Consider the following 26,537-nt stretch of genomic DNA (forward strand, 5'->3'; position numbering starts at 1 on the left):
GAGGGGAGTCCAAAGCGGAATCCGATCAACGGGAAGATGGCGCGCGGCGCCGGACCGCGGGCCCTGTCGCGCTGATCCGCTGCGGGCGGGCAGGTGACGCGGGAGACCTGGAACCGCTTCGTCACCGGGCTCGGATTCGGACCAGAGGCCACCGTCACGGCGAGGCATGTACCGCAAGCGGTCGAGGGGCGGATCTCCGGTGGTCGGGGCGCAACGGTGCGGAGACGACGTTGCACCGCGTCGGGACGCCCACCGGCGGGCCACTTCCACGGCCGCGACATGCAGCACCCGATCCTCCGGGACCGCCCCGTGACGATCCCGGCTCATCCTATGCAGGCTCACACCGTCACCGAGCAGGACTGGCGCGCGGGATCGCGATGCGCGATGCCATGCGCAACCAGGAGCGCGCCATGCCGCTGACCATCTCCGTGTTCTCCGACGTGATCTGCCCGTGGTGCTACGTCGGCAAGCGCCGGCTCGAACGCGCCCTCGACCAGCTTGGCCAGCGCGAGAGCACCACGATCGAGTGGCTGCCGTTCGAGCTGAACCCCGACATGCCCGCCGGCGGCATCGAGCGCGCGCACTACCGCGCCCGCAAGTTCGGGGCGGAGCGCAGCGCGCAGCTCGACGCGCAGATGGCCGAGCTCGGGCGGCAGGAGGGCATCGGCTTCGCGTTCGAGCGGATGACGCGCACGCCGAGCACGCGGCGCGCCCACATGCTGATCGCGGCCGCGACGCGGCACGGCCGGGCCGACCAGGCCGTGGATGCCTTGTTCCGCGCTTACTTCGAGGAAGGCCGGGATGTCGGCGATCCTGACGTTCTGCGTCAGATCGGCGTCGCAGCAGGGCTTGAGCGCGAGATCGTCGACGATGCGCTCGGCAACGAACAGCTGAGACAGCTCGTCGAGGCCGTCGAGCAGCAGGCCGCCGAGATGCGGATCGCGGGTGTCCCGTTCTTCATCGTCGATCGCAAGTGGGCGGTCTCGGGAGCGCAGACGACCGAGCAGTGGCTCGCGGCCCTGAGCGCGGCATGAGATGCTGCCACAGGGCCTCGTGAAGGCATCAGAACCTGTGGCCTCTTGGATGTTTCCGGTTCCATGAGGAGTGCCTCAAGGCCGCTGTGGGAGGGTAACCATCGGCCTCCTGAACCACCTCGTTCGCAGCGACGCTCGATGGGAACGCATAGCCTCCCTCATCGGCCGGCCAGGCCAGCGCGGTCCGACCGGGCGCGACGGCCGCCTGTTCGTGGAGGGCGTCCTCTGGATCGTGCGCACCGGCGCGCCGGTGCGCGACCTGCCCGTCGTGTTTGGCGCGTGAAACAGCGCGTTTCGCCGCTTCAGCTGCTGGAGCCGGAAAGAGGTATGGTGGCGCCTCTTCGTGGCGATGTCGGAGGAGACTGACTTCAAGGATCGGTCGGCGCGTTGACACGATGACGCCCGACGAGTGCGCCAACTCCTTCGCTGATGCAGGAGCACGATTGGCGGGACCCGAGGCTCTCGCGCCGGCCGCGGCGCAGCAAGCACCATCTGCGGCTGTGGCGAGGGTCCGGGCGGAACGGTCCGACGCGACGGCAGCACGGTTTCGCTGGTCCAAGGACTTGGTCGCGTCGCGAGTCCGTTGTGTCTGGCGCCTTGCATTGTGACAAAGCCCGGTCGAGTCCGACTGCAGTGTGGCGACCGGCTGCAAGGCACCAATAGAGGCCCGCAGGAGCAATCGCCGCCGCACCCGCCCCGCGTCCGTGGCCCCGGCATTCAACGCGGGCGCAGGCTGAATCCGTCCTTGATCGAGGTCGGCAAGACAGAAGTCTCGTCCGAAAAGGTGGTCAGACGCAATGACAGATCGCTAAGACCTGCATCCGCAGCGACCGGCTGAGAGCGCACGACGTAGGCAAGGCAGCAGCCAATAGACAGAGCCGCTATCAACTGAAATCCTACGACGCGCACAGCCAATCCGGCAATGTTGGTTGCCCAGAGCGGCGCGCCAGCGATGCTCCCCCCATCGCTGTGCCTCACGCGGTGATTCATCGCGACCTCCTTCGCAGCCCGGCAGAAAACCGGCTCTGGTCAGGATACTGCTCTTCGCCGTTGACGATTCATGAAACGCTCGACGCTTGTGGGCCTGCGATGGCCACTATACTCACAATCAACAGACCAGGAAAACGATTCGGCAGTTTCTACGGAGGAAGGCGTCGATGCCGATCAGGCCGGGGGCATCTCCTGTGGCGTCGTCAACCCGGTAATTTCCAGACGGTCACACGCTGGATGTCGAACCGCGCCGGAAATCGCGTCGAGGCATCCGGATAGCCGCCCCATGACCCGCCGACCGCGACGTTGAGCAACAGGTACATCGGTACCTGCTTCATATCGGCGGGCGTCGCCACGCGATGGACCTCCTGGCGATCGACGTACCAGACGATCTCGTCGGCCGACCACGCGACGCCGTAGCGGTGCCAGCCGGACGAGACGTCGAACGGGAGCGTGACCTTCTGCGACAGCTGCTTGCCGGGCAACGCCGAGGAATGCACGGAACAGTAGATCTCGTTCGAGGCTCCGAGCCCCTCGAGAATATCGAGCTCGCCGTTTTGCGGCCACTGTCCGGAGATCGGCATCAGCCACCACGCCGGCCAGATGCCCTTGCCGGTCGGAAGCCTGGCCGAAATCTCGAAGTAGCCGAACAGTTGCGAGAAGCTGAAGCGCGTCGTGAGGACGCCCCCGACATACGAAGCGCCGAACAGCTTCGGCTTCAGATCCGCGGGCGCCGGCATGCCCTTAATCGTCACGTGGGAGCCGGGCGTCAGCTCGAAGGGGTCCAGCCCCAGCGGCGTGCTGCCCAGCTTGCCATTCTCGACACCGGGAAAGTCCTTGTCGACGTACTGGCTCGCATCCGATCCCTTGCGGTTGAAGACGGATGTCGCGGAGCCGTGCCCAAGGACCGTGCGCCATCGATGCGGCACGGACGGCCTGACCTGATCGGTTCCGGCATCGAGCTTCTGCCACGTCTCCTCAAAGGTCGGCTTCCCGAAGCCGGCAGGATCGATGCTGCGCGGCAACGGCGTGCCGGACGCCGTCGTCCCGCTCATCAATGTGACGAAGCCGATGAATGCGGCGCGGAACGGCAGCGCAACCGCACGGCCCCAACCACCAACCTCATGGTATTGCCCGATCGCATTCAACCCATCACGAGGGGAGTTTACCATGATCCGCCGCACCCTTTCATGAGAGAATTTGCAAGCTACTGCTTGTCCGCCGTAGTTCTGAAGCGGAGCAGATGTTTGCTACTTACTGCCCGAGACGGTTCCTCGCGCTACCCGCGCCGCCCTCGATGGCGGATCCTGCGGACCGAAGGCCGGGCCTCGCGGGTCCGGAACAGTCGTGCTTCGGCCTGTGAAGCAGGTGAGGCGCCAATCCCGCCTCCCGACCGTGGGACTTGCGCGTTATACCGCCGCGCCTTCGAACGGACCCGTTCGAAGGCGCTGGCTAAGCCCGAACGGGCGTCGGCGCTGATGCGCCGGACGCCTTGGCATCGACGTGTCGATGCCAAGGCGCAAGGGTATTATTGGACCAGGGGCCTCTCACTCGTCGCAGACGATGGAGCCAAGGCAAGACGCCGCCTCGACCGCGATCAGGCCGCGCCGTTGTGCCGCTTCATGGGCAATCACATCCGATATGCGTGACGAACGACCGTCGGCGCAGAGGGCACCGCCCTCGGCTCATGCCCGGCTGAGCAGGCGCGTGCGCAGCTTCGATGTGCACGCCGCCGTCGTCATGACCACCACCAGGAGATTCGCCATCAATCTTAAGATCGGGCCCGGCTCCTCGTCGGCCGTTTCACGATCGTACCAAAGCGGATCGAAATCAGAACACATTTGAGCACCTGTCGCATTATGGGAATCATTAACATTGTATTAAATATCGAATCAAGACGAAACTGTATCAAGACGAGGCTAGACCCGGGACAACGCGATCGGATACCGCACCGCGCGTGGCGAGGCGCGGGGTCGTCCTGCGGGGCGTCTCTGCGAAGTGTTCAAAGGGGCGGGGTGGGCGTCGATGCCGGCAGCATGGGACGCTTCGACAGCTGGACGCGCGGCCGGACCAGATCGCTCCGCGGCTGCCTGCGCAGAAGCCCTGCACCGGCCGGCCTGCGGAGGATGAAAGCGAGGGACTCAACGGCTTGCCGTAAGTCCGGCCCACCCGCCCGCCGCCAGCTCGAGCAGCAACGGGTCGACCCGGCCCTCCCGGAGCGCAAGGATCAGCCGCGTCCGCCTGACCTCGCCATGGTCGCCCTCGCTATGACCATGCTCCGGCTCACGTGCGTTTGCAAAGGCGCACTCGCCGGGAGCCGGCTCACTTTGGGACGCATTGCGGGAACGGGTGCTGGATCGTCGCCGCGACGCATGGCGCGTGGAGCGATCCCGCGCCGCGGGCGCTCACGCAGCCCGGGAGGCCGCGACGGTCTTTGCAGGAACACCGTCGGCACGGGTTCCCTGCTCGGAAGTCTCTCGCATCAGGCACAGACCTGCCACGAGCCCGGCAAGGCTGCCACCGAGCATCGCCGCCACGCCGGCCGCGACCGGACCGGACGCGCAGAGCGCGGCAGCGCCCGCGATGGATCCGAAACCCAGAGCGGCAAAGACGATGATGAGCACGAGACACTCTCTCCAATGCAGGGCATCAGGCAAGCGCGGTTGGCTCCGGTACTATGCAGCTCCAATTGCTCAATAAGATGTTAACGATCGGTGCGACGACCGGCCGTCCGGGTCCGTGCGGATGACGCTGCCGAGCGTGCGCGGCCCTCCCCGCACGCGTCACGCCGGGCCAGGCGGCAGGCCGGTCAGCGCAGCGCTCCCCCAAACCCGGGGCTTGGGCTGGCATGCGCGGGGCTGATCTAACGTCCGCCGGCCGCGGCGGATACGACTCGGGCGTCGACACCGCCGCTTGCGGCTCGACCCTTGACACGTGCGGGGGGACAAAGCGGAGCCTCGCGCGGCGACCGTATCGTCCGGTCGCGCACGAAGATCCCTGCCCGCCGGCTTCGGTGAGAGACCCTTGTCCGAAACGTTAGACGTGCCGTCCGACGCCCGCGCCGCGTCCCGCTGCGGCAGGGCGGCGCCGGGCCAGGCATGTGCGGAGAGCCCCCGCCAGACCCCGACGGGGCCTGGACCGCTCCAACCGTCGCGAGGCGGCGGCGTCCCCCCTCCCCTCTAATAGGCTGCGCGGGTCGTCGCGATGGCCGTCGCGTTGCCGGTCAAGCCCGAGAGCATGCCGGTGAACCGTTGCAGGCCGACACTCGGCGCCTCTGCGACGTAGATGATATCGCCGTTGCGGATCGTAAAGTCGTTGGCGATGAAGAAGCCGTCGCCGCGCCCTAGATTGCTGGAATAGATCGTCGGCACTTCGAGGCCGGTATAGCCCGAGACGTCGACCCCCAGTTGCTCTAGGACCTGCCGTGATTCCATCCGGTAGAGGAAGACGGCGCCGGGATCGGCCCTGTTCGGCTCCAGGCCCCCGGCCTTGGCGGCTGCCTCGGCCAAGGTCATCGACTCGTTGTCGAAGGAGAACCGGCGATTGTTTGTGCCGCCGATCGAGCCCGGGGTCGGGGTGGATCCGAGAGCGATGTAGTAGCGCGGCTCCTTCGAGACGAAGACCGTATCGCCCGGGGCGAGGTACGGATTCTGGTCGGGGCGCTTGACGATGGCGCTGAGGAGAGCCTGAGTGGTCTGATCGCCCCGCTTGAGGGTGACGATTGTTTCGTAGGGTGCGCTGCGCGGTCCGCCGGCCCGTGCGATCGCCTCGAGCATCCGCAGGCCGCCCGGATCGATCATCAGGCGCGTCGGCGCGCTGACGTCGCCCAGGACGCTGACGCTGCCGGACCGGCGATCGGCGAGGGAGACGACGACCTGCGGCTCGACGGCGCGTTGTGACAGACGTTGCGCGATGTCCTTGGCAATCTGCTGCGGCGTGCGGCCTGCCGCCCGCACGGCGCCGGCGAACGGAACCGTGATGAACCCGCTCGCTTCGACCTGTTGCGGCGGGATCGGGACAAAGTTGCCGCCCCGGGTCGCCGCACCCTCCGGCGGGATGAACAGGCCGCCCGACGTGGCTTCGAAAATCGTGATGGTCACGATATCGCCGACGCCCACGGAGCCCTGACCGCTGGCCGCACCGCTGCGGATCCGGCCGAAGAGCGGGCCGAGGCCACGGGTCCGGGAGTTTGCCGCCTGCACCACGGCAGGATTTAGATCGAGCATGACGAAAGCGACCGCTTGGCCGGGCTGGGTCAGGATCGCTGTTGCGCCGCTGCGGATCTCGTTACCGTTCGGACCGTCGCGCGACACGACGTTGCAGGCAGCGAGCGTTGCGGCAATTGCCGCCGCGAACGGAACTCGCCGGACTGGCAAAACTGGTTTGACGCGTTTCGACGGCACGAATTACTTCTCCGATTCGACCGCTGCTGCGGAGCGTTCGCTCTCCGACACTCTTGCGATCGCGTGCGACCGGCCAGGACTACGGTGCGGCGCGCCGCAACTCGTACAGCAGACCCTCTTCTCTGTCCTCAGGATTATGGCAATATTTGTTGATCGACAGTCCGTGTGGCTCACTTACCCAAGACCGATTGCCACCTCCGGTCCTGTCGGGAGCCGTTGCACCGCCGAGGCCACGGGCGACGCCTTTCGTCAGCACCAGCCGCATCCGGGACGGTCCAGCCGTTCGAAGTCCGCGGCGTAGACGTTGCTGACCTGTTCTCCCCGAACGTTCAGTGCCGCCGCTCCATCACGATGCGGCTGCCTGGCCGCCGCCGGCACTCGGCCTTCGTGACGGACTGGACAGGCCGCGTGCCGGATGGCTCGACAGCAGGCCACGGTGTACGGAACCGTCACCCAGCCCGCACAACGCACCATGCCCGCCGGCACCTTCGCGCCGACGGGCATGGTGATCACGACCTGCGTGATTACAAGAACAGGAAGTTGTCCTTGGTCAGGCTTGCCGCAGCGACGCTCTTGAGAAGGATGGAGTCGACGTCTGTCACGTGGATGAGCGTATCAACGCCGACCGAGGTGATCGATAGGTGAGCCTTGTCAACGGCCATCGACTTGTCGATCTGGATGACGTCGTGGCCCATGCCGCTGCCACTATGGAACCCGAGGATCTGATCCACACCGAAATCCTTGTGGAAGACGAACGTGTCGCCGCCGAGGCCCTTGAACGTGTCCGCCGCATGGGTGGTCGAGACCAAGGTCTGGTGGGCTTGGCTCGCCGTGATCTGGTGCGACCCATCCTGCATGGTGAGATCGATGAACTTCACTTTCCCGGAAGCGTCGAGGGCATCGTGCTGCGCGATGTTGGCCTTCCCGCTGATGTTGTAAACGAACGTGTCACTCGACTGGTCGGCATGGCGGACATTCATGCGCGTCAGTGTGCCATTGGTATAGGTCTTGAGTGCAGCGATATCGTCCGAGCCGGCCGCATAATACGTATACTCGGAAGAAATGACTCCACCATCGTATTTCAGCTGAATCGTGTCCTTGGTCGTCGTGACCATCGTCCGCACCGCCAGATCGCCGGCTGCGGTGTAGGTTTCGGTCACCTTTTCCCCTGTCGCGGTGTTGAAGTTGAACTTGTAATCCGTCGTGCCATCCGCGTGGGTGCGGACGGACGAGATCAAGGTATTCGTCGAGTCGTACGCGTCATGCTCGCTGACGTAGGTGGTTCCAGTGATGCCGGTCAGGTAGACATCCTTGGTCTTGTCGGCATGGATCTGGGTCTCGCTGGTGACCACACCGTCCTTGTAGACGTAGGCGGCGCTGGAGCCGTCGGGCTTGGTGATCGTCTTGGAGGCGAGAACGCTGCCGGTCATGGTCGAGGCGGTGGTGTCGACGAGCGAGCCGCCGGCGGTGTAGCTCGCGACGGTCGTGGTCCCTCCGGAGACCTTCGTGACGGCGAACGAGAAGCCGCCCTGGATGGCTGCGAGGGCGTCGCCGTTGCTGGCCAGGAGCGACCGCATCGCCGAGGCCGAGTCGACCTGCAGGACATGGGTGTCGGTGAGATAGATCCCGCTCAGGCCGGTGCTCGCCTGCAGCACCGGCAGCTTCGCGACGATGTCGGCGGCCGTGCCGACCGCGACCGTCAGGCTGTTGCCCACGACCGTGTCGCCGATCTGCGCGGTGAGGACGTGGATCCCCGCGTCGAGCTTGCTCACGGGAACCGAGAAGGTGCCCGTGACGGCATCGGCCGTGACCGTCGCCACCAAGGTCTTGCCGTCGTAGAGGCCGATTTTCGCCCCGAGGGTTTTAGGTTAGCATAGAGAGCAGGTCGCTGATCCTGCAGTTTCCGGCGAAACGGGCGAAGAGGGCGAGGCTGACGTCCACCATGCGCTTGGCTTTCGAGACCACGATTGAGCGGCGTCGAAAGCGGGCGAGCCAATGCCGCTGCCGGGCGTTGTCCCGCTCGATGCTGTGGGTCTCGTCCTTGCCCGTATAGTGCTGCCCGATCGGCAACAGCGCGGTGTAGGCAGCGTAGGCGTCCGTGCAGTAGAGCCGGGTGCGCCAGCGCTGCAGCCGTTGGATCAGGCGCTCGCAGGTGGCCTTGTCACGACCGCCGCATTCCCAGTCCACCAACTGCCCTGAAGCACGATCCCAAGCTTTCCAGATCCAGAGCGGCTCGGACTTTTTTTCACATAGTGCCACATCTCATCAAGCTCGATCACCACCGCCCGGCCTTCCGGCTCGGGCTTGTGCGCGTAGGCGGCGGCGAACTGCTCCAGCCAAGCCTGGATCGTCGGTGTCGAGACACCGAGCAGCTTGGCGGTGCGGTTCATCGACAAGCCGCTGACATACAGCAGGACCGCGGTGGCCTTCATGGCCAGCGGCTTGCCGCGGGCGGGCGTGTCGGTGAAGTTCAGGCCACAGGCCTTGCACCGATACCGCTGCTTGGAGCGCATCAGCCCATTTTTGACGTGCTCCTCACTGCCACAACGCTTGCACTGCAGACCCATGACCCACCTCCCGCCGAATGCGCTCGGCGAGGAAGATAGGTCATCTATGCAGCCCTAAAACCCTCGGAGCGTCGGCACCGACCGGCTCGGAATCACCCGATCGTAGACCTCGAGCATGAAGAACGAGCCCGTCAGATAGAGCACGTTCACCAAGCCGCTGAGAGCGGCGACACCGATGAAGGCGGTTCGGCAACGGCTCAGGGCCGCTCCGATGTCATTCGTATCCGATACCTGCACTGTGTCGCCCTCGTGTCCACGCCCGCACATCAGGCGACCGCAAGTGCGGTGCCGCCGCTGGCTACGCGCGGATCGTCATGTTTTGTTCGTTGACCGGCTAATTATTCACACCGTGACGAGCCCACCGGCAATCGGCCTGAGAAGGAATCGACCTGGTTTGAGATGCTATGATCCGAAGCTTTCGTAAACTTTCTTCTACAACTTGAAGCCGTTCACGGGCAACGAGGGTGAGGTGATCTCTACGGTCCAGCGTCGCGGCCGGATACCGGAACGACGCCGTGACCGGATGCGGAGCAGTCAATCACGCGGGGGTATGTCGGGCCAGCAGCACGTCCGCGGCCGTCTTGAGGAAACCCGCCGACCAGCTGATATGCATGGCCGCGGCAGCGACTCCCATCGCTAGAACGGCGGGATCCCTGGTCCGTAGCGTAGCAGCGAACGACCACAAGCAGTAGACCGCCCCATAGGCCAGCGGCAATACGATCGACGGCGGGTATAGTAAGGCTCCGACGATGCAGACCAGCGACGTCAGCGTAATGAAAAGCGGCGCAACCTGACGCAGCTTCGGAATGGATCGGTGCATGAGCATGTTACGAGCCCGACCACGCCCGTAGTTGAAGTATTGGCGAGAAAGGCTGCCTATTTTTGCCCGCGGGTAATAAGTGATCACTGCTTCGGCGCACAGCCAAACCCGGCCTCCGGCGGCACGGGCGCGTAGATCGAATTCCGCATCTTCGTTATGGGTGAACGTCTCGTCATAGCCGCCGAGCGCCAGAAAGAACTCCCGCCGAAACGCTGCATGATGACCATGATCGACGAAGCGGGAGGTCGCGTTCCGTCGATGCGCCGCGCCGCCATTGCCGAGTAAGCTATTCTGTGCGGCCGCGACCGCACGCTGGAACGGTCGGCGGCCGACGGTGCGCATCGGAACGACGACCGTTTCGGCCTTGCCCTGCACAAGGATCGAGACACAGTTCCGCACGAAGTCGCGGCCGTAATCGGCATGAGCGTCAGCCCTGACCAGAATATCACCGGGAAGATTCGATCGCGCAGCCAGATTGATTGCCTTCGATTGGATACGTCCCGGATTATCGATGTAATAAATTCTGTCGCTTTGTCGTGACAGACTATGCGCAATCTCGCGAGTGCGATCGGTGCTGCCGCCATCAATGACGACGATTTTGGTATCGCCCTCAAAATCTTGGTCTAGCAACGATTGGATGCACTTTCTTAAATGATATTCCTCATTAAGCACAGGGACGGCAATCAATACGCCGCGCGTTCCGTCGCTCATCGGATAGTCCTCTGAATGCATAAGAATCGATTTACGCATTCGGGCTGCGGTCGTCAAGGTTTTTACCGATTTTTAACTCGAATAGACCACAGCTTAGCTGATAAATATTTTCAGTTCGGCTTTCGAAGACGCCGTTGCTAGTGGTTTTTCAAGTCGAACTGGATTTAGGCGGACGACCGGTGGTCAGGTCCAGCCCATCCGACCCGGCCACGACGTCCCCTCCGTATCAGAATCCCGGTTCCCGTAGTGCCGCATGCAGTGGCCGTACGATTATGAGGGCGGCTCGGTGATGCTCGCAGCGGCGGCAATCTAACGATTCTCTCGCGCCTTCGGGCGCCGGCCATGTGCGAGGCGTGATCGTGGATGGGCGACCCTAGCGCGGAGATGATCCCGAATCTGCAGCGCAGGCTCGAGTGGCGCCGTGGACACAGGACCAGGTTCCCTCACCTCACCGCCCGCCGGAACGTGTCGAGCCGCTCCAACATCCGTTCCTGCTGACGCAAGATGACCGCCGGATCCGTCGGAGTTTCCAACCGGGAGGTGAGCTGCGCGAGGGCGTCGGCTGTCCGCTCCGACGACATGGAGAGGATGCCCGAGCTGGTAATATAGGCGCGGGCCAGTGCACTCTTCTTCGCAACTGACTTACCCCGCTGCCACAGCGTCGGTGCACGCGGCTGATCGATCGTTCGAGCGCGTAGAAACGCGAGGGCATGCTCGAGATCGACGGCGAAACGCTGCCCGAAAGCGGCCGGCGGACGCCCCCGATCGAAAACAGGTGCGGCACTGGGCGGTGGCACGGCCATGAGGTCGAGCGCGCGCCCGCACGACAAAGCCCAGTCGAGCCACTTCGCAGGCAATATGTTGGCGGTCGTGGCAAAGCCAGCCCAGGGCACACCGTAGATATCCGCCAGGATCGCCCCGTGCATCGACTCTGTCAGGACGGCTTTCGCGCTGGCGATCCGGGTGATCACGGAGACCGGGTTCTCCCTCGGATCGACAAGGTCGAAGCCCGTAAGACGCGCCACCTCGTCCCAGCCTGGATAATCTAACGTTTCCCAGTGCGGGATGATGACGATGCGATCGCCCACGAGCCGCTCGCGTGGCAGCGCTGGGGACAACGGCGCGAGCACCGCACCGTCGGCCAGGGCTGCATCGGGATCGAGGCCGAGCAGGCGAGCGGTCAACGGTCCCCGCACGCACCAGTAAACGACCTTGCACCCGTCCCAGTTGGAGAGCCGGTCGTTCCCGGCCCCGCTCGAGAAGACGTGAAGCCGATTGGCCCGGACCTCGGGACGCCCGATGATCGTACCGATGCCAACGAACGCCTCGTCGGGCCGCTCGTCGAGGATGCCGTCGAGACGAGACGGCCACACGATCGCATTGAGATCGTCGCCGAAATTCGGCACGTCGGTGACGTAGTACGCAAGCCGCACGAGACCTCGCAGCCGGGCAGGAGAAAGGGAGGTGTCCACGAAGCGTCAGGTCGGGCGGCGCGGCGTCGTGAACCGGAACGACAGCTGCCTTCGACAACCGTTCGGCCATGTTTCGTTCGCGAACGGCGCGATCACGCGCCCGTGTCGCCGCCGATCGCATATCGCGACGAGTAGCTATCCCGCCAGGGCAGATAACGCGAGATGCGGCTCGCTCTCATCTCGTGCTGGCGCCGACTCACCCTGTTCAGAACAGCACCGATCGCGCGCTTGGCATCGAACTTGTCTTGCGCCAGGCAGTCACGGATGACGTTCCGATCGGCGTAGTCGTATCGCACGACCAGGAGATAAGCATCGATCATGTTGTCGGCAGCTCGCGTATCGATAAAGTCGGCCATCGGCGGAAGATCGACGATGATGACGTCGTACTGTTTCCGGAAGACCGCCATCAATTGCTGGTTGACGCCGCCGGTAAGAAGCTCCGCGGTATGCTCCACGTGACCAGTGACGACGGTCGGAAGGATGTGCAAGTGGCCTCCCCCTGCCTCCAGCGCCTGCAGCCCTGACGTGGTCGCTTTGGAGAGCGCCTCGATCAATCCGACCTCCGCCTCAGGAACCAGGCTGCGGGACAGGAGGGGATGGCGCAGGTCCCAGTCGAGCAGCAACGCGCGCCGGCCACTTCGGGCCAGGTAGTGCGCAAGATTCGACGCAAGAGTGGTTTTGCCCTCGCCGGAGATCGCCGACACGATGCCGATGACCGAACAGGCCCCGTCCTTGAGGACACGTCGGTCAAGCGTGAACTTGATCCGGTGCATCTCGTCGGCCGTGGCCGCATGGGGCCTGGCCACGCTGTCCCGCATTACGGCGCGCGCGGGCTTGACGTTCGTCACGCCGACGAGGTCGGCAAGCCGCTGCCATCGCGTGCGGCGCTGACCCACGGTCGGGATCACGGCGATGCAAGGCAGTCCCGTCACCTGCTCCACGGCGGTCACGCTCCGGACGCCGCGGCGGATCAGTTCGCCGATGAAAGACAGGACCATTCCGACCGCGAGGCTCGCCACAATAGCCGCGAGCAGAATCAAGGTCGATTTCGGGGCCGACTTGCGCAAGGGCGGCTGTGCTGCGGCGACCACGCGCGCTTCGGAGATCGGGAAGGATTGATCCTGAACGGCCTGCGTGTATTTCTGGAGAAAGTTCTCGTAGAGCGCACGGTAGGTCTGAGACGAGCTTTCCAGCGAGCGCAGCTCGACGCGCGCTTGGTTGTTGGTGCCCGCTTCCGCAATGAGACGGTCGAGTTGACGCTTGAGCGCCGTCTCTCCGGCGCGCGCCACCTCGTAGTCGCTCTTGTAGATCTCGGCGATGCGGGTGAGTTCGCCCCGCAGCGAGCGTTCGATCTCGGCCATTTCGGCACGTGCGTTGACCGCCGCGATGTGGCTGCTGCCGTATTTCGACGCGATGTCGGCCTCGCGCTTCGCGGTATCGAGGTATTGCTGCCGCAGGCGGACGATGACGGGGTTCTGGGCGACCTCCGCGACGGCGCCATCGCGGACGTCGCTCTTCAGGATGTCGTTGATGCGATCGTAGCGCGCCTTCGCTTCAGCGGTTTTGGACTGGGCCACGATGAGGTTGGCGTTGAGGTCACCGACCTGTCGCTCGCTCATCAGTCCCTTGTCGGTGTCGATGATGTTCCGATCCGCCTTGAACTTTTGGACTGCCCGGTCGGCGGCCGTCGCCTGCTCGCGAAGCTCTTGAAGCCGAGTCTGGAGCCAGATGCCGCCGCGGCGCGTGGTCTCGTATTTCGCTTCGAGCTGTCCGGCGATGAACGCGTCGGCGAGCGCGTCGGCGAGACGTGCGGAGCGATCCGGCGACGTGCTGCGAACCGTGATCTCGATCAGGTTGGTGATCCCGACACGGCGCACGGTCGTCATCTTCATCAACCGCTCGGCCAGCGCGAGTCGCACTTGTCGCGCGTCCTTCGGCGCATCAGGACTGACCAGGAGCGCGATGAGGTTTCCCGGGCTCAATATCGAGCCTTCTTGGGCCAGCTCGGCCTCCACCGTCGCGGCACCGAGCGCATTCACGGCCGCGAGGGCGGTCGCGTCCGAGCGAAGGATTTCGACTTGGCTCTCAACGAGAGAGTTCAGGACCTGGGAGTCGGTCGGCGAGGATTGCTGCCGGAAGAGCTCGGACTGACGGAGATCGATCAAAACCTGCGTAGTGGCATCGAATTTAGGCGTCACCAGCACCAAGTAAAGTATGGCGAGTGCGACGCAGACCATCATCGAAACGATAATCGTGCGCCTTGCGCGACCGATGAACTCAATGACCGAGGGAACCCATGCAAAAGGCTCTTCGGCAGGGCCATGCTCCGCGCCCACGAAGGTGAGCGGGTTCTCTTTGATTTGGAGCATCGTCTTATCCGGCAGGGCCAACCGCCCTATGTCATCGGTGACAGTGTCGGACAGATACGTGAGAGACCATCGATCCGCAATGCCGCATCCTGACAATCACTGCTCCTATGGTTTCCGGCAAGCGACATCTTCGAAAGAGAAAAAATAGATGCGCGGATGTTGTTTGCGGCGGACGGTCGCCAGCGAGGACATCAGGTCAGGCTCCGGCGTGGCATGGCATGCCGCGCGCGTTTCGATCGCCCGATCCCTGCGACAGCCTGATCGCGCAGGCCGGTCCCGAGATCGAGTCGACTCAGCGACGATGGCGGCGCGACCTGTCTGGAGAAGCGTTAGATGACCCGGCGCTTTCCCACGGCGCTCGGGCCGGTCGTCGGCGGATGCGTTGCCATCGCCGCACTCTCCTCGCCCGCCCTCGCTTTGTCCTTGCGGCAGGCTCTCGAGGGCCGGTGGCTCGGGACCGGAACCACGTGGACGATCGACCAGGACGCGATGCAGGTGAACCGTAATCCAGCCCATCCGTTCGAGTGGGAGAGCCTGTGGATCGTCGCGACCGACGGACGGATGGTTGTCTTCGATATCGGCCACGATCGATTCATCGGCCTTCTCGGCGCCGGAACGCTGACGATCACCCAAGCGGGAAAGCCCGGATACCTGACCCTCGCTCGCGATCGGCTTTGAGACGGCGACCTCGCGTTGGCCGATCGCGGATGACGGCGGCATGGTCCGCTCCGCCGATCTAAAGGAATGTCCGCAGGTCCCGCGGGCGCGCGCGGTTGGTCACAGCTGGAACAGGGGCGGGATGACTTGAAGGATGGGGTTCTCCCTCCGAAAGCCGGCGGTGCGACGAGACTCTTCCGAGCCCCCAATTGCGATCCGATGGCCAGCAATCTTTAGCGCCTGTTCGCCGGCTTGCGCGTCGTGATCGCTCTTAACGTTAAATCAAGCGAAGATAATCGTCGATATCAATACATATTCAATGTCGAACTAAGATCTAATTCGAGCTAGTATGCAATATTAAACTTGCATCGCCGTGAGATATAATATTATTATACGGCTTGCATTGCCCTGAATCGCACGCCGAACGTCTAAAATCCCGTTCAAATTCCTCCAACAGCGTTCTTATCCCTTTCGTCATGCCAGGACCTCGTAGCGGAGCCCCGGCATGGCGAGAAGCGCGTCAACTCTGTGGGCGTCTATCAAGCAGGGTCTCCTCCGATATTGGCTGGCTCGGGTCCACTCCGCTCGAACGGCGTCGGTGAGTCAGCAGCATCCGCCATCGGGAGCGGCGGTGACAATCGAGCCCATGCTCGGCGACCCCGTGCACAACTCGGCCTTCCGCATGCGCCTATGCGACAGGACTGTGGTGACGATGGATGAATCGGCACAGCAAGTCGATGCGGACCATCAGCATCTCCTTCGCTGTGATGATTTTCCGGACAGGAGAGGTGGTCACACTGGATCAGTTTGCGCTACACGGGCGTCCGCGAAGATTCGTGAAGTCCGAGTGGAGCTCAGGTGTGACCGACCAGTCCGATCGACGCCCGCTCGTGTCGGTCATCATGGCCAACTACAATGGTGGGCCCTACTTGGCCGAGGCGATACGGGCGGTGCAGGCACAGACCCTGTCCGACCTGGAAATCATTCTCGCCGACGACGCATCCGCTGACGACAGTATCGCGATCGCGGAGAACCTGGCGCGCGGGGACCGCCGCCTGCGGATGCTGCGCTCGCAGGTCAATCGCGGGCCGGCGGCGGCCCGGAATCAAGCCTTGACGGTCGCCCGCGGCGACTGGATCGCGGTGGTCGACTCGGACGACCTCATCCATCCGCGCCGCCTCGAGACCCTCGTCGCCCACGCGGAGCGGGACGGCGCCGACATCGTTGCCGACGACCTGATTCTGTTCGACGACGATGCCCGAGAGCCGGCCCGGCCGCTCTTCCGGGGCGGCTGGGCGAGGGCGCCCCATTGGATCGACGCGGCGACCTATATTCGGTCGAACGTCATCTTCGGTCACTTGCCGGCGCTCGGTTACTGCAAGCCCGTCCTGCGCCGCTCCGCTCTCGGCGAGGCCCGCTACGACGAGCGGCTGATCATCGGCGAGGATAGCGATCTAATCGCGCGTTTGCTGGTCGGTGGGGCGCGGATGCGCATCTATCCCGACCTCACCTACTTCTATCGCCGCCATTCCGCATCCGTGTCGCACCGGATCACCGAAGCGCAGTGCGTCGCCATCGAGGAGGCCGAGGAACGCTTCCGGGCGCTGATCCCGCCTGGCAACGACCAGGTCCATCTGGCGTCACGGCTGCGGGCGGCGTCGGCGCGCCGGACGCTGTACTATGAGCGGCTCGTGGCAGCGCTCAAGGCGCGGTCGCCGGGCGCGGCGATCCGTACGCTGTCTGCCTCGCCGTCGTCGGCCCTGCTGTTGGGGGGCATCGTGCGGCGGCGGCTCGCGTCGCTGGTGCCACGCCGGCGGCGGCCGGCCGCGATCGAACCGGGGCGGCCCCTGCTGGTGCTGTCGCGCCAGCGGCTGGAGGGGGCGACGAACGGGAGTTCGGCCTATCTCCTCAGCATCGTCGCCTATCTCAAGCAGCAGGGCTTCACCCCACACTTCCGGTCACCGTCGTCGACGACGTTCGGGCGCACGCCGTTCATCCGTCTCGGAGCGGCCGCCGAAGCCTTCGCGTCGTTCGAGGTCAGGGGAGGAACGCGGATCGGCAACGTCATCATCACCACGGATCCGCGCGTCCTCCTGCGCATGGTGCTGGGCGCCCTCGATCTCGTTCTATTCAAACTGCGTGTGACGCGGCGCCTCCTCTCCGCCCGGGCACCCTACGCGGTTGCCGCTCCCCTGACCCGGGCCGACCGGCTCTTCGTCGCCGCGCAGGGCGCCGGCCTCTCGGATCACGTGCTGTTCGACTACGCCTATCTTACCGAGACGCGACCCTACCTCCTGGGGAGGGAAGGCCGGACCCTGGTCCTGATGCACGATCTCGTGTCGACGCGGCAGCAGCGTTTCGCGCGCATCGGTCAGGACGACTCGATCAGCCATCTCGCCTTCGACGAGGAGGCGGGACGGTTAAGCGTGGCGGACGCGGTGATCGCGATCCAGGCTCAGGAAGCCGCCGACCTCGTCGCCGGGGGACTGACCCGGCCGGTGATCGTCGCCCCTATGGCGGCAGTCGTGCGTGAACCGCATCCGGGGCGCGGCGATTCCATCCTGTTCGTTGGCAGCAGCGCCGCACCGAACCGTGACGGCCTGCAATGGTTCTGCGACGAGATCCTGCCGCTCGTGCGGCAGCGCTGCCCGACAGCGGTCCTTCAGGTCGCCGGCTCGGTCACGCGGGACCTTCAAGGCCCCCCTCCCGGCGTGTCCTTTCTCGGCGTCGTGCCGGATCTGGCCCCGCTCTATCGGGAGGCGGCGGTCGTCATCTCGCCGCTTCGCGTCGGCAGTGGGCTAAAGATCAAGCTCGTCGAGGCGCTCAGCTGGGGCAAGGCCATCGTCGCCACGTCCACGACAATCGAGGGTGTCGAGCGGGAGGTGGCGGGCTGCGTCAGGGTCCATGACGACGCCGCCGGCTTCGCGGAGGCCGTCGTCACCCTGCTTGCCGACGACGCTGCGCGCACCCGCCTCGCCACAGCCGCTCATGGCGCCGCTCGGGCGGCGTTCTCGAGCGAGGCCTGCTACGGCCCGATCGTGCGGGCGCTCGCGCCGGACGACGCGTCACCGCCTCAAGCCGTCCGGCTCGCCGCGCTCTGATAGCGCCGCGCCTTCGAACGGACTTGTTCGAAGGTGCAAGGTAAGCCCGGACGGGTGGCGGCGCTGATGCGCCGAACGCTTTCGCATCGCCGCGATAGCGCCGCGGTGCGGGAGAGTATGTCGACTGCGCGCGGTCGACCAACGGACTTTCTTTAGATCACCTATGACGAGGGCCGGTGTTGCCTGCGTCGAACGGTGCATTCCAAGCCGGCGCGGGACGCCCGCATTCGCGCCGGTGATCGCAGTCGACGAAAGACGCGGCCGGCGCCTGATTGACAGTGCCGAACTCTGGCCAGGCGATCATCGGGACGATATCATCGCGACCAGGCGTATCATTTCCTCTATCCGAAGGCCGCCTCGTCCATGTCTCCGCGTCGTCTTGGTGCCGATTGGGCGCGGCATCAACCGGAGGCGCGTCCGCGAACGACCGCGTCGGCCGGCATTCCGTTTCCGATCTCTCAGTGACTCACGGCGGATCTTTCAACTCATTCGAAATCAAGGCCTCATCTTTCATGTCCCATTATCCATCAATATCTCCTACCATGTCTGATCACTCAAGCGAATTGATATTTCCAAATATAAGGAAAATTTGCTTTTTCTTGTCGGTATTTATCATACTTTCCGTCATGATTGCGGAGGCGTACGGATCAATATTTTTGTACTTAGTATTGCTGGTGATGATCGGAATATTTGCCGCCTGGCCACGGCTCCTGCTCAAGACTGCGATATCCAGGGGCGTCTGGTACCTCTGGCTCGTGCCCGGCTTCGCAACCGCATCGTCGATCTGGTCGTCGGTCCCCCTCGATACGCTGCGAGCAGGCCTTCAACTCGGCCTGACGACATTGATGGGCCTCCTTCTGGCTTGGCTCGTGCGGCCGAAGGACTTCATTTACGCGCTTGCCACCGCCAGTACAATAATTGTCATTCTCAGTCTTTTGAAAAATAACTACGTCATCGATGGCATGACGAGCACGGTCAATTGGTCCGGACTATTCGCAAACAAGAACACGATGTGCTACACGGGCGCCTACTTGGCGCTGTGTTGCGTCGCGCTCGCTATCTCGCCGAAATCCCCGCCGGCGGCGAGAGGCATGGCAGCCCTCGGGGTTGTGCTGGCCTACATCATCTGTTTCAGGGCGCGCTCGGTCGCCACCATCCTGGCCATGACCATCGCCATGGGGTTGATCGTCTTCGCCCACTCGGCCAGCTCGGTGAGCCGGACGGCACGGGCACATTACGTCGAGATTGCGTCGATCGTCCTGCTTATCCTGGGGACGTTAGCGACGATCGTCGTCCTGCGGTATAGCAACGAGCTTCTCGCCCTCGTCAACAAGGATCCGACGCTGACCGGGCGTACCGTTCTTTGGTTCTGGGCCGGGCGCGTCATCCCGGATGCGGTCTGGCTCGGGCACGGCTATGCCGGTTTCTGGGTTCAGGGACGCCCGATGGCGGAGTTCCTCTGGCACTTGCTTCATATTGCGAGCCGGATGGGTTTTCATTTCCATAATCTCTTCATCGAGACCTGGGTCGAGCTCGGGGTCACCGGCCTGTCCCTCACGGTCTTCACCATCGTGGTGACGGTCGTCCGGTCGTATCGCCGCCTCCGCGCTGCTCCCGACGCCGTCACGGGCTTCGGCTTGGCGCTCGTGGTCATGGCGCTGATTACCCAAACCCAGGACGTCCAGTTGTTCGGCGTGTTCAATCCGATGTTTCTGATCTTCGTCGCCCTCGCGGCCTACGCTCATCCTCGACCGAAATTGGTCGTGCCGGCCCGGGACCGCATCCTCAGCTGGTAAAAAGCAGTGCCGCACCTCGGCGAGGTTCCGGATGCGCCCACCCTTCGCGATCGGGAGCCGGCCGTACGGGTCCGATCCCGCGACCGCAGGACACGAACGCCCCAGTGCGATCGGACGGTATAGGCATCTTCGTTCGGGTAAGCACCAATTCGTCTCTTGCCCTCACTCGCCGAAATGGGGACACCTGGGCATGGTGACGGGCGTGGGTGCGGAGACGACACGGGCATGCAGGATCGGCCGAGTGCGCCCCGGCGCAACGCTGTGGTGGTGCTCCTGGCCGTCTCCCTCGTCGCCGGCCTCGTCACGGTGGTATGGGTATCCCGATCGCTGACCATGGGCCTTGTGGCGACGATCCTCGTCGGGATGCTCGCAGCGAGCGGGGCATGCTTGATTGCCGCTCTGGTCTTATTCTTCATGCTCTAGTGGGCAAACGCTCTCGAAAATGTATTTCGCTCTGCGAACCCCTTTATAGTTTCACGTAATCAGCAAACGAAGGCGCGGTTCGCCCGCGAATGCCAGAGCGAGACTTGAGGTCAGCGTCGAAAAGCCTATCGTTTCGCGAAGCAAGGCCGCTATTTGCGGTCAGGAAAGCGGTGGCAGCGAACCTGCTCTGGCTCTCGGACCCTCCAGTGGCAAGTGATCGAACCGCTCCTGCCGGAGAGCGCGCTCGGACCGCGCACAGGGGATGACCGGCAGGTGCTCGCTCTGGCACCCTGCATACCGTCGCTCGGAGGGCCGCCGGTGCGCCACCGCAATCCACCAGCGGCTACCGCGGCATGGTCTGCCAACGATTCGGGAAGAACGGCATGCTCGGGCGGCACAAGACTGACCCGTTTTGGGACGCGTTGCAGTCACCGACCTGACGAATGCTCCCCGACCGACTCGACGTTATGGCGTCTGCACCCTGCGGCAACGCGCGCCGGCGAGGACGACCGGCCGAGTTGGAAGGAAGCGCGGATCGTCTGGCCGGCTCCGCCCTATCGCCCACTCTCACGAGCGCGAATCCACCACCGTCACGTTGCGCCTTCGGGGGCCGGAGGGTGGATCAGTCGTGCCTCTGGCATCGCATTGAGACTTGGCCTGGCGGCCACAAAGATCCGCCCGATCCAATGCTTTCGCTTGCAGTACCGATCAATGCGACACCAATCCCCCGGTTGAGCGACGAGCGCGGCCGCGCTGGTCACGCGTCAATCAACACGTGTCTTTCGTGTAAGCTTAACAGGAATTATCGAGTCAAGCAATCTCGCTCACGTGAATGGCAGTGCATCTTTCACATTTTTGCCCCATCTCTTACCTAGTTGGCTGACTTGGCATGATTCCTGCGGTTCTGCGGTGACAGGCTGGAGCTTATCCGGATGAAACCAATCTCCATCGAAGGACTTGGATGTCGCTGCAACCCCGATCCGGGGCCTGCGCCCATGCTTCAATGGGTTAATATAGCCAAGCTCGTCGTCGATACATCCTACCAGCGCAACATCACGCCGCGGTCGCGCACCAACATTGCGCGCATCGCCGCAAACTTCCGTTGGGCGTATTTCGCTCCGGTCGTGATATCGCCGATCGAGCAGGACCGGTTCGCCATCATTGATGGCCAGCATCGCACCACTGCCGCCGCCCTATGCGGCCATGACAGCGTTCCCTGTCAGATCGTCATTGCCGGCGAAACAGAGCAGGCCGCCGCATTCAAGGCGATCAACGCCAACAGGACGCCGGTGACGACTGGCGATCTTTTCGTCGCCGCCAAGGCCGCTGGAGAGATCTGGGCAGTTGAACTCGATTATATCTGCTCTTGTGCCGACGTTCGTCTATCCAATCAGGGTCCTCCCTCGGACAAATCTTCCTTTGTCACGACGAGGGCGGTCATGGCGCTGCGCCTCTGCTTGAAACGCTATGGGCGTGACACCTTGATCACGGCGCTTCAATCTGTCACCCAGACGTCCAATATCGATCCGGGACTGCTCAACCCTCGCATGATCAAGGCTTTGTGCGAGGTCATCGACCGGACGCCGGAATGGAGAGACAGCGGCCTGGCCTTGCTCGACGCTTTCGACCACATCGATCTCGCGGCCATCCAGCGGCGAGTTCAGCGGGATGCGTCGCTGAGCGAGCAAACCGAGCGGCTGTGCCAAGCCATTCAATCCGCTCTGTGCTTCCAGATGATGCCACTGGCCGCGGAATAGAACCTTCGCTTTTGCAGCAATGCCGCCCCATGGGCGTCCGGCCGCCGACGGAACGGTTGCGGCGTCGACCGACCTTGTTCGACGGCCGGGGAAGACTGCAAGGCCATCCTCGCCTTGGGCGCGCAGCGTGGCGCCGGCGAGGCCGTGGGCCTGCCCGGACTCTATGAATGCGCACAGCGAGTGCCGCCTCGCCACCCGCGTGTTTTTGGTGTCCATCGTCTGCTCTCTCGCCATGTAGCGCCCGAAGTCACGCAAGACCCAGGATGGGCCGCGGCGTTGTCGGGCGTCACGACGAGCTGCCCCCCTGCCGCCATGAGGAACTGGCCCCTCGCTGAGCGAGAAGGTCGCGACGTCGAGGACCGCGGCTTAGGCTGCGCTGCGGATGGACGATCCGCGGAGTGCCGAGATGAAGACACCGGATGACGAGACGGCGATGCGGCGGCTCACGGCTGGGGCGCCAAGCGTTCGCGGCGAAGCTTGGCTGGTCGAAGACGGCGTGAAGGACTGGCTGCCGGGGGGCGAGCGCCGTCACTGCGCCGACCTCTCGCGCTCGAAGGAGCGCGACGGCCTCACCGCGTGGCTGGCCGCCCGCTTCCGGCAGCCTGGGGCCATGCCGACATCGTGCGCCAGCCCCTGGGACACGATCCCCTGGCGACCGAACAGGGCCTCCATGGCAGCCTGCGCACGGTCGAGCGCCCCGTGGCTCCCCTGCGCCAGGACATCGTCAGCCGCGAGGTCGTGCCCCACCCGCGCCTGCCGGCCTTCGCCCGGCAACGGGGCGTCCGGGGGCAGAGCTTGTGCACCGTATCGCGCCCGCTCGAAGGGCGAGGACGAACGCGGGAGCGGCCACGTCAAGAGGAGCGCCGTGGCTGGACGCTCCTTCATGAGCTTTGCCGGCCCGGAAGCGCATCTCGATGCCTGGACCCGCGAGGTAGCCGACCGGCGCGAACACGCGTTGGATCTCGATCGTCACCGCGGCGTCGCCACGCGCTCGCAACGGAAGCCTCCCGGTGCTCGGTGATGAAGGCGATCATGGCCCCGCTCAAACGGATCGCCCACCCTTGCGTGCCGCGCCCGCTCTCCTGGTCGCGCACCATCCGCACCGCGCCGCTCGCGCATCCCGGGCGAAATCGGGGCTGTTCTCCTCGCCACGGCTCCATCCTCACAGAAGGGGAGCCTCCGGGAGGCTCGGAGCGGTTCGAGTCCGCCTGGAGCTTCAGCGAGGGGGGAAGCGGCCCGGCGCGCTCAGTCCGTCTCCTCGGCGGTCCCGTCCGGCGACGGCGCGGGCGGCGTCTGCTGGAAGGTGGGCTTCGCGGGCTTGTTCCGGCGCGCCGTCGCGGGCGAGGCCGTGTGGGCCGGCATCTCCGCCAGCCGCGCGACGCGCGCCTTGAACTCCTCGTTCGATGGGCTGCGGGCCGATCCGGTGATGAACATCTTGGCCATGGCCGATCCTCTCGTGCGGGATCAGCGGACCCGCCGGAGGCGCTTCTGCCCGCGATCGGTGCCGCTGGACAGATTTCGCGATCACATCGGACGAATGTGCCGAAGCCGCATCTCTCGGATTACGAGGCGCGGAACGGACAGCCGATGATCGACTGTTCGACGATGAACGGTTTTGCCCTCGCCGACAAGGTGAATTCGTCCTCGCCTTCGATCATCGTCTCGGCACCGCCCGGCCGAAGAGCCGGCCGGTGGCCTGATTCCGAAAAACCCGATCGCGCCGCCCCAAGCAGAGCGGCACCGGGCGACTCTGCCGAGCTTCCTGTTTTCGCATCATTGTCGTCGCCGAACCGGCGACCCCTTCGGCACCGGCCTTTCGCGGCCGGCGGATCGATGCTTAGCGGCGACGCGGGTCGGCCGGGCGGAAGGCGCGCTCCACGGCGGCGGTGGCGCTGGCATAGGCCCGCTCTTCGCTGTCGTGCGGCCGGTCGGACCGCTCGAGCAGCTTGCCGTGCTTGCGGATCGCCCAGCCGAATTTTCCTTTCGGGCTGCTCAGCGGGGCTACCTCGATGGTGAAGGGATAGAATTCGTTGTCGCTCATCCTCGGAACTATGGCACGGAACGCCTGCGGAGGACAAACGTCCTCCTACTCCATCCCCCGGTGATGCGACCCTCGCGCGGTGCCCTCGACGCGGTGCCCTTGCGCGTGCGATAGCCGGCGCGATTCCGGTGTTCCGTCGGCAGGCCGTCGCGGCCGCCGGCCGATGCCCGGCGGATCCTCCGGTGGAGCCGCCCTGCTCGCGTTGCGTCCCGCTCGTCCCGTTCCCGATCGCGAAGACGAGGCCGTTCCCCCACACGGCGCGGTCCCGATGGAGTTCGATTCTTGATTCCCTGGGTTCACCTCGACACCAGCGCCATCCCCGGCGAGACCGCGTCCCTGCGCCTGATGCGCCGGGGCGACGAGTACGCGATCGTGGTCGATTCGATCGAGCTGATGAACAGCCGCCGCAGCGGCTCGGAGCGGGCGCTCGCCAGCCTCGCCTGCGCGCGCCTGCGCGACCGGCCGGCGCCGCGGGTGCTGATCGGCGGCCTCGGCATGGGCTTCACCCTGCGGGCCGCCTTAGGGGAGCTCGGGCCGGGCGCCCGGATCGTGGTCGCCGAGCTGATCCCGGCCGTCGCCGCCTGGGCGCGGGGTCCGCTCGCGCATCTGTTCGCCGGCAGCCTCGACGACCCCCGGGTGACCCTGCACGAGACCGACGTCCACCACCTCATCGCGGCGAGCCCCGGCGGCTACGACGCCATCCTGCTCGACGTCGATAACGGGCCGGAAGGGCTGGTCCAGCGCAGCAACGACCGGCTCTACGACGTCGCGGGCCTCGGCCGCGCCCGGCGGGCGCTGCGGCCGGGCGGGCTCCTCGGCGTGTGGTCGGAGAGCCCCGACCGCAAGTTCAAGTCCCGCCTGCAACGCGGCGGCTTCGCGGTCGAGGAGCACAAGGTGCGCTCGGCTGGGAGCGGCGGGCGCCACGTGGTCTGGATCGGGGAGAGGATGGAAGGGGCGGCAGCGGCCGCGGGCACGAGGTAGCAGCCGGGCGGCCCTTCCGGCCGGATCCGGCGGAGGCCGCAGCGTCGTGCGGGCGGGACGCCCGACGTCTCGGACACGTCGATTTGCACAACCTCGGCCAGCATGCGAGCCTGATGCAACTCAGGGGCGGCGTGCCGCCCCCGCTTCGAGCCTGACATGACCGCCTGACATGACCCTGCGCGGCCCCAACCTGCGTCTGGAAGGAACCACCTTCGGGCCGCGGACGATCTCGGCCTGGCGCGAGGCCGTGGCGCCGTTCTGGGACGTCGAGATCCGCAAGGAGGATACCCCGGATTTCCGCGGCCGGTCCGAGGTCTACCACCTGGGGAACGCGATCATCGGCCTGACCGCGGCCTCCGGCCTGCGCAACGAGCGGTCGCGCCGGCTCGTCGCCCGCATGGGCGTCGATCACGTGGCGGCGCAGCTCCGGATGGAGGGGCAGGCGACGATCCGGGCTGCGGGGGACGAGGCGCCGATCGGCCCCGGGGACGTCGCCCTGCTCGACCTGTCGCAGCCCCTCCTCCTGGACTCGACCGATTACCGCGCCATCACCGTCATCATCCCGCGCGGCCTGTTTCCGGAGGGCGGGGCGCGGCTCGGCGAGGCGCACGGGACCGTCCTGCGCGCCCGCAACCCGTTCGGGGCGCTGGTCAGCGATCACCTGCGCTCACTCGGCCGGAACGTGGCGCATTTCACCCCCGCGGAGGCACGGGTCGCCGCGCAGGCCACAGCGTGCCTCCTGTCCGCGGCGGCGGGCACCACGATCGAGACCGACCCGATCGGGCGTTCGTCGGAGCGTGCGCCGGCCCTTCTCGCCATCCGCAGCCACATCGATGTCGAGATCGGGTCCGCCGACCTGAGCGTGGAGCAGATCTGCCGTCGCTTCGGCGTCTCGCGCAGCGCGCTCTACCGCCTGTTCGCACCCTTGGGGGGCGTGATCGAGTATATCCGCCGCCGCCGGCTCGCCCGCGCCTACCGGGATCTCGCCGAGAGGAGCGGGCCAGCCGCGCGGATCTCCGAGATCGCCTACCGGTACGGCTACGGCAGCCCGGCGAGCTTCACCACCGCCTTCCGCGCCGAGTTCGGCGTGAGCCCGGCCGACGTGAAGGCCGGGGCGCGGGCCGAGGGCGCGTCGCCCGAGCGGCGCGGGCTGCCGGAGCTGTCGGGCACTGGCTGGGACGGCTTCTACGACTGGGTCCTGACGCTCGACGCCTGACATGAAAGCCGGAAGACGCCTCCGGCTCCCGTGTCTCAAGCCCGCGCGGCGCTTGAGCGAAGTCGGATTCCCGCAGATTGGGACGCTGGCGGAAGGAATTGAGACGCAGGGCGGTCGTCCCGGCGCCGTTCCAGCGCGAGATGTTGCCGCATCACCGTGGAACGGGAGGCGGCGGGTGCGGCAAGGGAACGGGGGGCGA

General features: G+C 65.2%; 20 protein-coding genes and 3 pseudogenes. 10 read left to right on the forward strand and 13 right to left on the reverse strand.

The features are described from left to right. Positions 1-410: 410 nt before the first annotated feature. Positions 411-1,034: a DsbA family oxidoreductase gene (locus DA075_RS24395; RefSeq protein ID WP_099956783.1), complete on the forward strand. Its 624-nt coding sequence runs from the start codon at positions 411-413 to the stop codon at positions 1,032-1,034. 100 nt (positions 1,035-1,134) lie between these two features. Next, a pseudogene (locus DA075_RS24400) lies at positions 1,135-1,407 on the forward strand (transposase); the annotation flags it as partial. Positions 1,408-1,751: 344 nt separating this feature from the next. On the opposite strand, the gene DA075_RS36090 reads toward DA075_RS24400, so the two are convergent. From DA075_RS36090 to DA075_RS24445, 11 genes and pseudogenes are all read right to left on the reverse strand, one after another. Next, complete coding sequence (locus tag DA075_RS36090; protein ID WP_123834409.1) at positions 1,752-2,024, reverse strand: hypothetical protein; 273 nt, start codon at positions 2,022-2,024, stop codon at positions 1,752-1,754. A gap of 203 nt (positions 2,025-2,227) precedes the next feature. Beyond that, a complete protein-coding gene (locus DA075_RS24405; RefSeq protein WP_099955424.1) occupies positions 2,228-3,196 on the reverse strand; it encodes a glycoside hydrolase family 16 protein in 969 nt (322 codons plus the stop codon). 1,233 nt (positions 3,197-4,429) lie between these two features. Beyond that, the gene (locus DA075_RS24410; RefSeq protein ID WP_099955425.1) at positions 4,430-4,648 is read right to left on the reverse strand and encodes a hypothetical protein; all 219 of its coding nucleotides are present in this window, start codon (positions 4,646-4,648) and stop codon (positions 4,430-4,432) included. Between the two features lie 555 nt (positions 4,649-5,203). Next, on the reverse strand, positions 5,204-6,427 hold the full coding sequence (locus DA075_RS24415) for a polysaccharide biosynthesis/export family protein (RefSeq protein WP_123834411.1): 1,224 nt from the start codon (positions 6,425-6,427) through the stop codon (positions 5,204-5,206). A gap of 524 nt (positions 6,428-6,951) precedes the next feature. Continuing rightward, a complete protein-coding gene (locus DA075_RS24420; protein ID WP_123834413.1) occupies positions 6,952-8,247 on the reverse strand; it encodes a hypothetical protein in 1,296 nt (431 codons plus the stop codon). A gap of 43 nt (positions 8,248-8,290) precedes the next feature. Further along, complete coding sequence (locus tag DA075_RS37180; RefSeq protein WP_053622179.1) at positions 8,291-8,614, reverse strand: IS1 family transposase; 324 nt, start codon at positions 8,612-8,614, stop codon at positions 8,291-8,293. Continuing rightward, positions 8,566-8,994: an IS1/IS1595 family N-terminal zinc-binding domain-containing protein gene (locus DA075_RS37185; RefSeq protein ID WP_083461089.1), complete on the reverse strand. Its 429-nt coding sequence runs from the start codon at positions 8,992-8,994 to the stop codon at positions 8,566-8,568. Before DA075_RS37185 ends, DA075_RS37180 begins: the two co-directional genes overlap by 49 nt. A 60-nt stretch (positions 8,995-9,054) precedes the next feature. Then, positions 9,055-9,261, reverse strand: a pseudogene (locus tag DA075_RS38415) (hypothetical protein); the annotation flags it as partial. A gap of 271 nt (positions 9,262-9,532) precedes the next feature. After that, complete coding sequence (locus DA075_RS24435) at positions 9,533-10,525, reverse strand: glycosyltransferase family 2 protein (protein WP_164712475.1); 993 nt, start codon at positions 10,523-10,525, stop codon at positions 9,533-9,535. A 443-nt stretch (positions 10,526-10,968) separates the two neighbouring features. Next, the gene (locus DA075_RS24440; RefSeq protein ID WP_099955429.1) at positions 10,969-11,997 is read right to left on the reverse strand and encodes a polysaccharide pyruvyl transferase family protein; all 1,029 of its coding nucleotides are present in this window, start codon (positions 11,995-11,997) and stop codon (positions 10,969-10,971) included. 92 nt (positions 11,998-12,089) lie between these two features. Then, positions 12,090-14,366, reverse strand: a complete 2,277-nt coding sequence (locus DA075_RS24445; protein WP_099955430.1) for a nucleotide-binding protein — start codon at positions 14,364-14,366, stop codon at positions 12,090-12,092. Positions 14,367-14,699: 333 nt separating this feature from the next. On the opposite strand from DA075_RS24445, the gene DA075_RS24450 reads away from it, so the two are divergent. The 6 genes and pseudogenes from DA075_RS24450 to DA075_RS37665 form a co-directional block, all read left to right on the forward strand. Next, positions 14,700-15,044: a hypothetical protein gene (locus tag DA075_RS24450; protein WP_099955431.1), complete on the forward strand. Its 345-nt coding sequence runs from the start codon at positions 14,700-14,702 to the stop codon at positions 15,042-15,044. 839 nt (positions 15,045-15,883) lie between these two features. Beyond that, positions 15,884-18,124 (forward strand): glycosyltransferase, encoded by a 2,241-nt coding sequence (locus DA075_RS24455; protein WP_164712476.1) that lies wholly within the window; start codon positions 15,884-15,886, stop codon positions 18,122-18,124. A gap of 599 nt (positions 18,125-18,723) precedes the next feature. Then, positions 18,724-19,920 (forward strand): O-antigen ligase family protein, encoded by a 1,197-nt coding sequence (locus DA075_RS24460; RefSeq protein WP_164712477.1) that lies wholly within the window; start codon positions 18,724-18,726, stop codon positions 19,918-19,920. Between the two features lie 225 nt (positions 19,921-20,145). Then, complete coding sequence (locus tag DA075_RS24465) at positions 20,146-20,343, forward strand: hypothetical protein (RefSeq protein ID WP_099955434.1); 198 nt, start codon at positions 20,146-20,148, stop codon at positions 20,341-20,343. 932 nt (positions 20,344-21,275) lie between these two features. Further along, positions 21,276-22,100 (forward strand): ParB N-terminal domain-containing protein, encoded by an 825-nt coding sequence (locus DA075_RS24470; protein WP_099955435.1) that lies wholly within the window; start codon positions 21,276-21,278, stop codon positions 22,098-22,100. Between the two features lie 717 nt (positions 22,101-22,817). Then, positions 22,818-23,052 (forward strand): annotated as a pseudogene (locus DA075_RS37665) (IS21 family transposase); the annotation flags it as partial. Between the two features lie 293 nt (positions 23,053-23,345). On the opposite strand, the gene DA075_RS24480 reads toward DA075_RS37665, so the two are convergent. Then, entirely contained in the window at positions 23,346-23,543 is a 198-nt protein-coding gene (locus DA075_RS24480) for a hypothetical protein (protein WP_099955437.1), read from the reverse strand. A gap of 394 nt (positions 23,544-23,937) precedes the next feature. After that, the gene (locus DA075_RS24485; RefSeq protein WP_099955438.1) at positions 23,938-24,141 is read right to left on the reverse strand and encodes a hypothetical protein; all 204 of its coding nucleotides are present in this window, start codon (positions 24,139-24,141) and stop codon (positions 23,938-23,940) included. Between the two features lie 282 nt (positions 24,142-24,423). Here DA075_RS24485 and DA075_RS24490 point away from each other — a divergent pair, with 282 nt between their 5' ends. Further along, positions 24,424-25,122, forward strand: coding sequence for a spermidine synthase (locus DA075_RS24490; RefSeq protein WP_099955439.1), 699 nt, complete (start codon positions 24,424-24,426; stop codon positions 25,120-25,122). A gap of 169 nt (positions 25,123-25,291) precedes the next feature. Beyond that, positions 25,292-26,338 (forward strand): AraC-like ligand-binding domain-containing protein, encoded by a 1,047-nt coding sequence (locus tag DA075_RS24495; RefSeq protein ID WP_244936316.1) that lies wholly within the window; start codon positions 25,292-25,294, stop codon positions 26,336-26,338. The last annotated feature ends 199 nt before the right edge of the window (positions 26,339-26,537 follow it).

It is taken from the genome of Methylobacterium currus (assembly GCF_003058325.1).
GTDB classification, from domain to species: Bacteria; Pseudomonadota; Alphaproteobacteria; order Rhizobiales; family Beijerinckiaceae; genus Methylobacterium; species Methylobacterium currus.

Bases quoted from the DNA above. Each gene is read 5' to 3' on its own strand.
- DA075_RS24395 (WP_099956783.1), top strand. From the start codon at position 411: ATGCCGCTGACCATCTCCGTGTTCTCCGACGTGATCTGCCCGTGGTGC.
- DA075_RS36090 (WP_123834409.1), bottom strand. From the start codon at position 2,024: ATGAATCACCGCGTGAGGCACAGCGATGGGGGGAGCATCGCTGGCGCG.
- DA075_RS24405 (WP_099955424.1), bottom strand. From the start codon at position 3,196: ATGGTAAACTCCCCTCGTGATGGGTTGAATGCGATCGGGCAATACCAT.
- DA075_RS37185 (WP_083461089.1), bottom strand. From the start codon at position 8,994: ATGGGTCTGCAGTGCAAGCGTTGTGGCAGTGAGGAGCACGTCAAAAAT.
- DA075_RS24435 (WP_164712475.1), bottom strand. From the start codon at position 10,525: ATGAGCGACGGAACGCGCGGCGTATTGATTGCCGTCCCTGTGCTTAAT.
- DA075_RS24445 (WP_099955430.1), bottom strand. From the start codon at position 14,366: ATGCTCCAAATCAAAGAGAACCCGCTCACCTTCGTGGGCGCGGAGCAT.
- DA075_RS24450 (WP_099955431.1), top strand. From the start codon at position 14,700: ATGACCCGGCGCTTTCCCACGGCGCTCGGGCCGGTCGTCGGCGGATGC.
- DA075_RS24465 (WP_099955434.1), top strand. From the start codon at position 20,146: ATGCAGGATCGGCCGAGTGCGCCCCGGCGCAACGCTGTGGTGGTGCTC.
- DA075_RS24470 (WP_099955435.1), top strand. From the start codon at position 21,276: ATGAAACCAATCTCCATCGAAGGACTTGGATGTCGCTGCAACCCCGAT.
- DA075_RS24480 (WP_099955437.1), bottom strand. From the start codon at position 23,543: ATGGCCAAGATGTTCATCACCGGATCGGCCCGCAGCCCATCGAACGAG.
- DA075_RS24485 (WP_099955438.1), bottom strand. From the start codon at position 24,141: ATGAGCGACAACGAATTCTATCCCTTCACCATCGAGGTAGCCCCGCTG.
- DA075_RS24495 (WP_244936316.1), top strand. From the start codon at position 25,292: ATGACCCTGCGCGGCCCCAACCTGCGTCTGGAAGGAACCACCTTCGGG.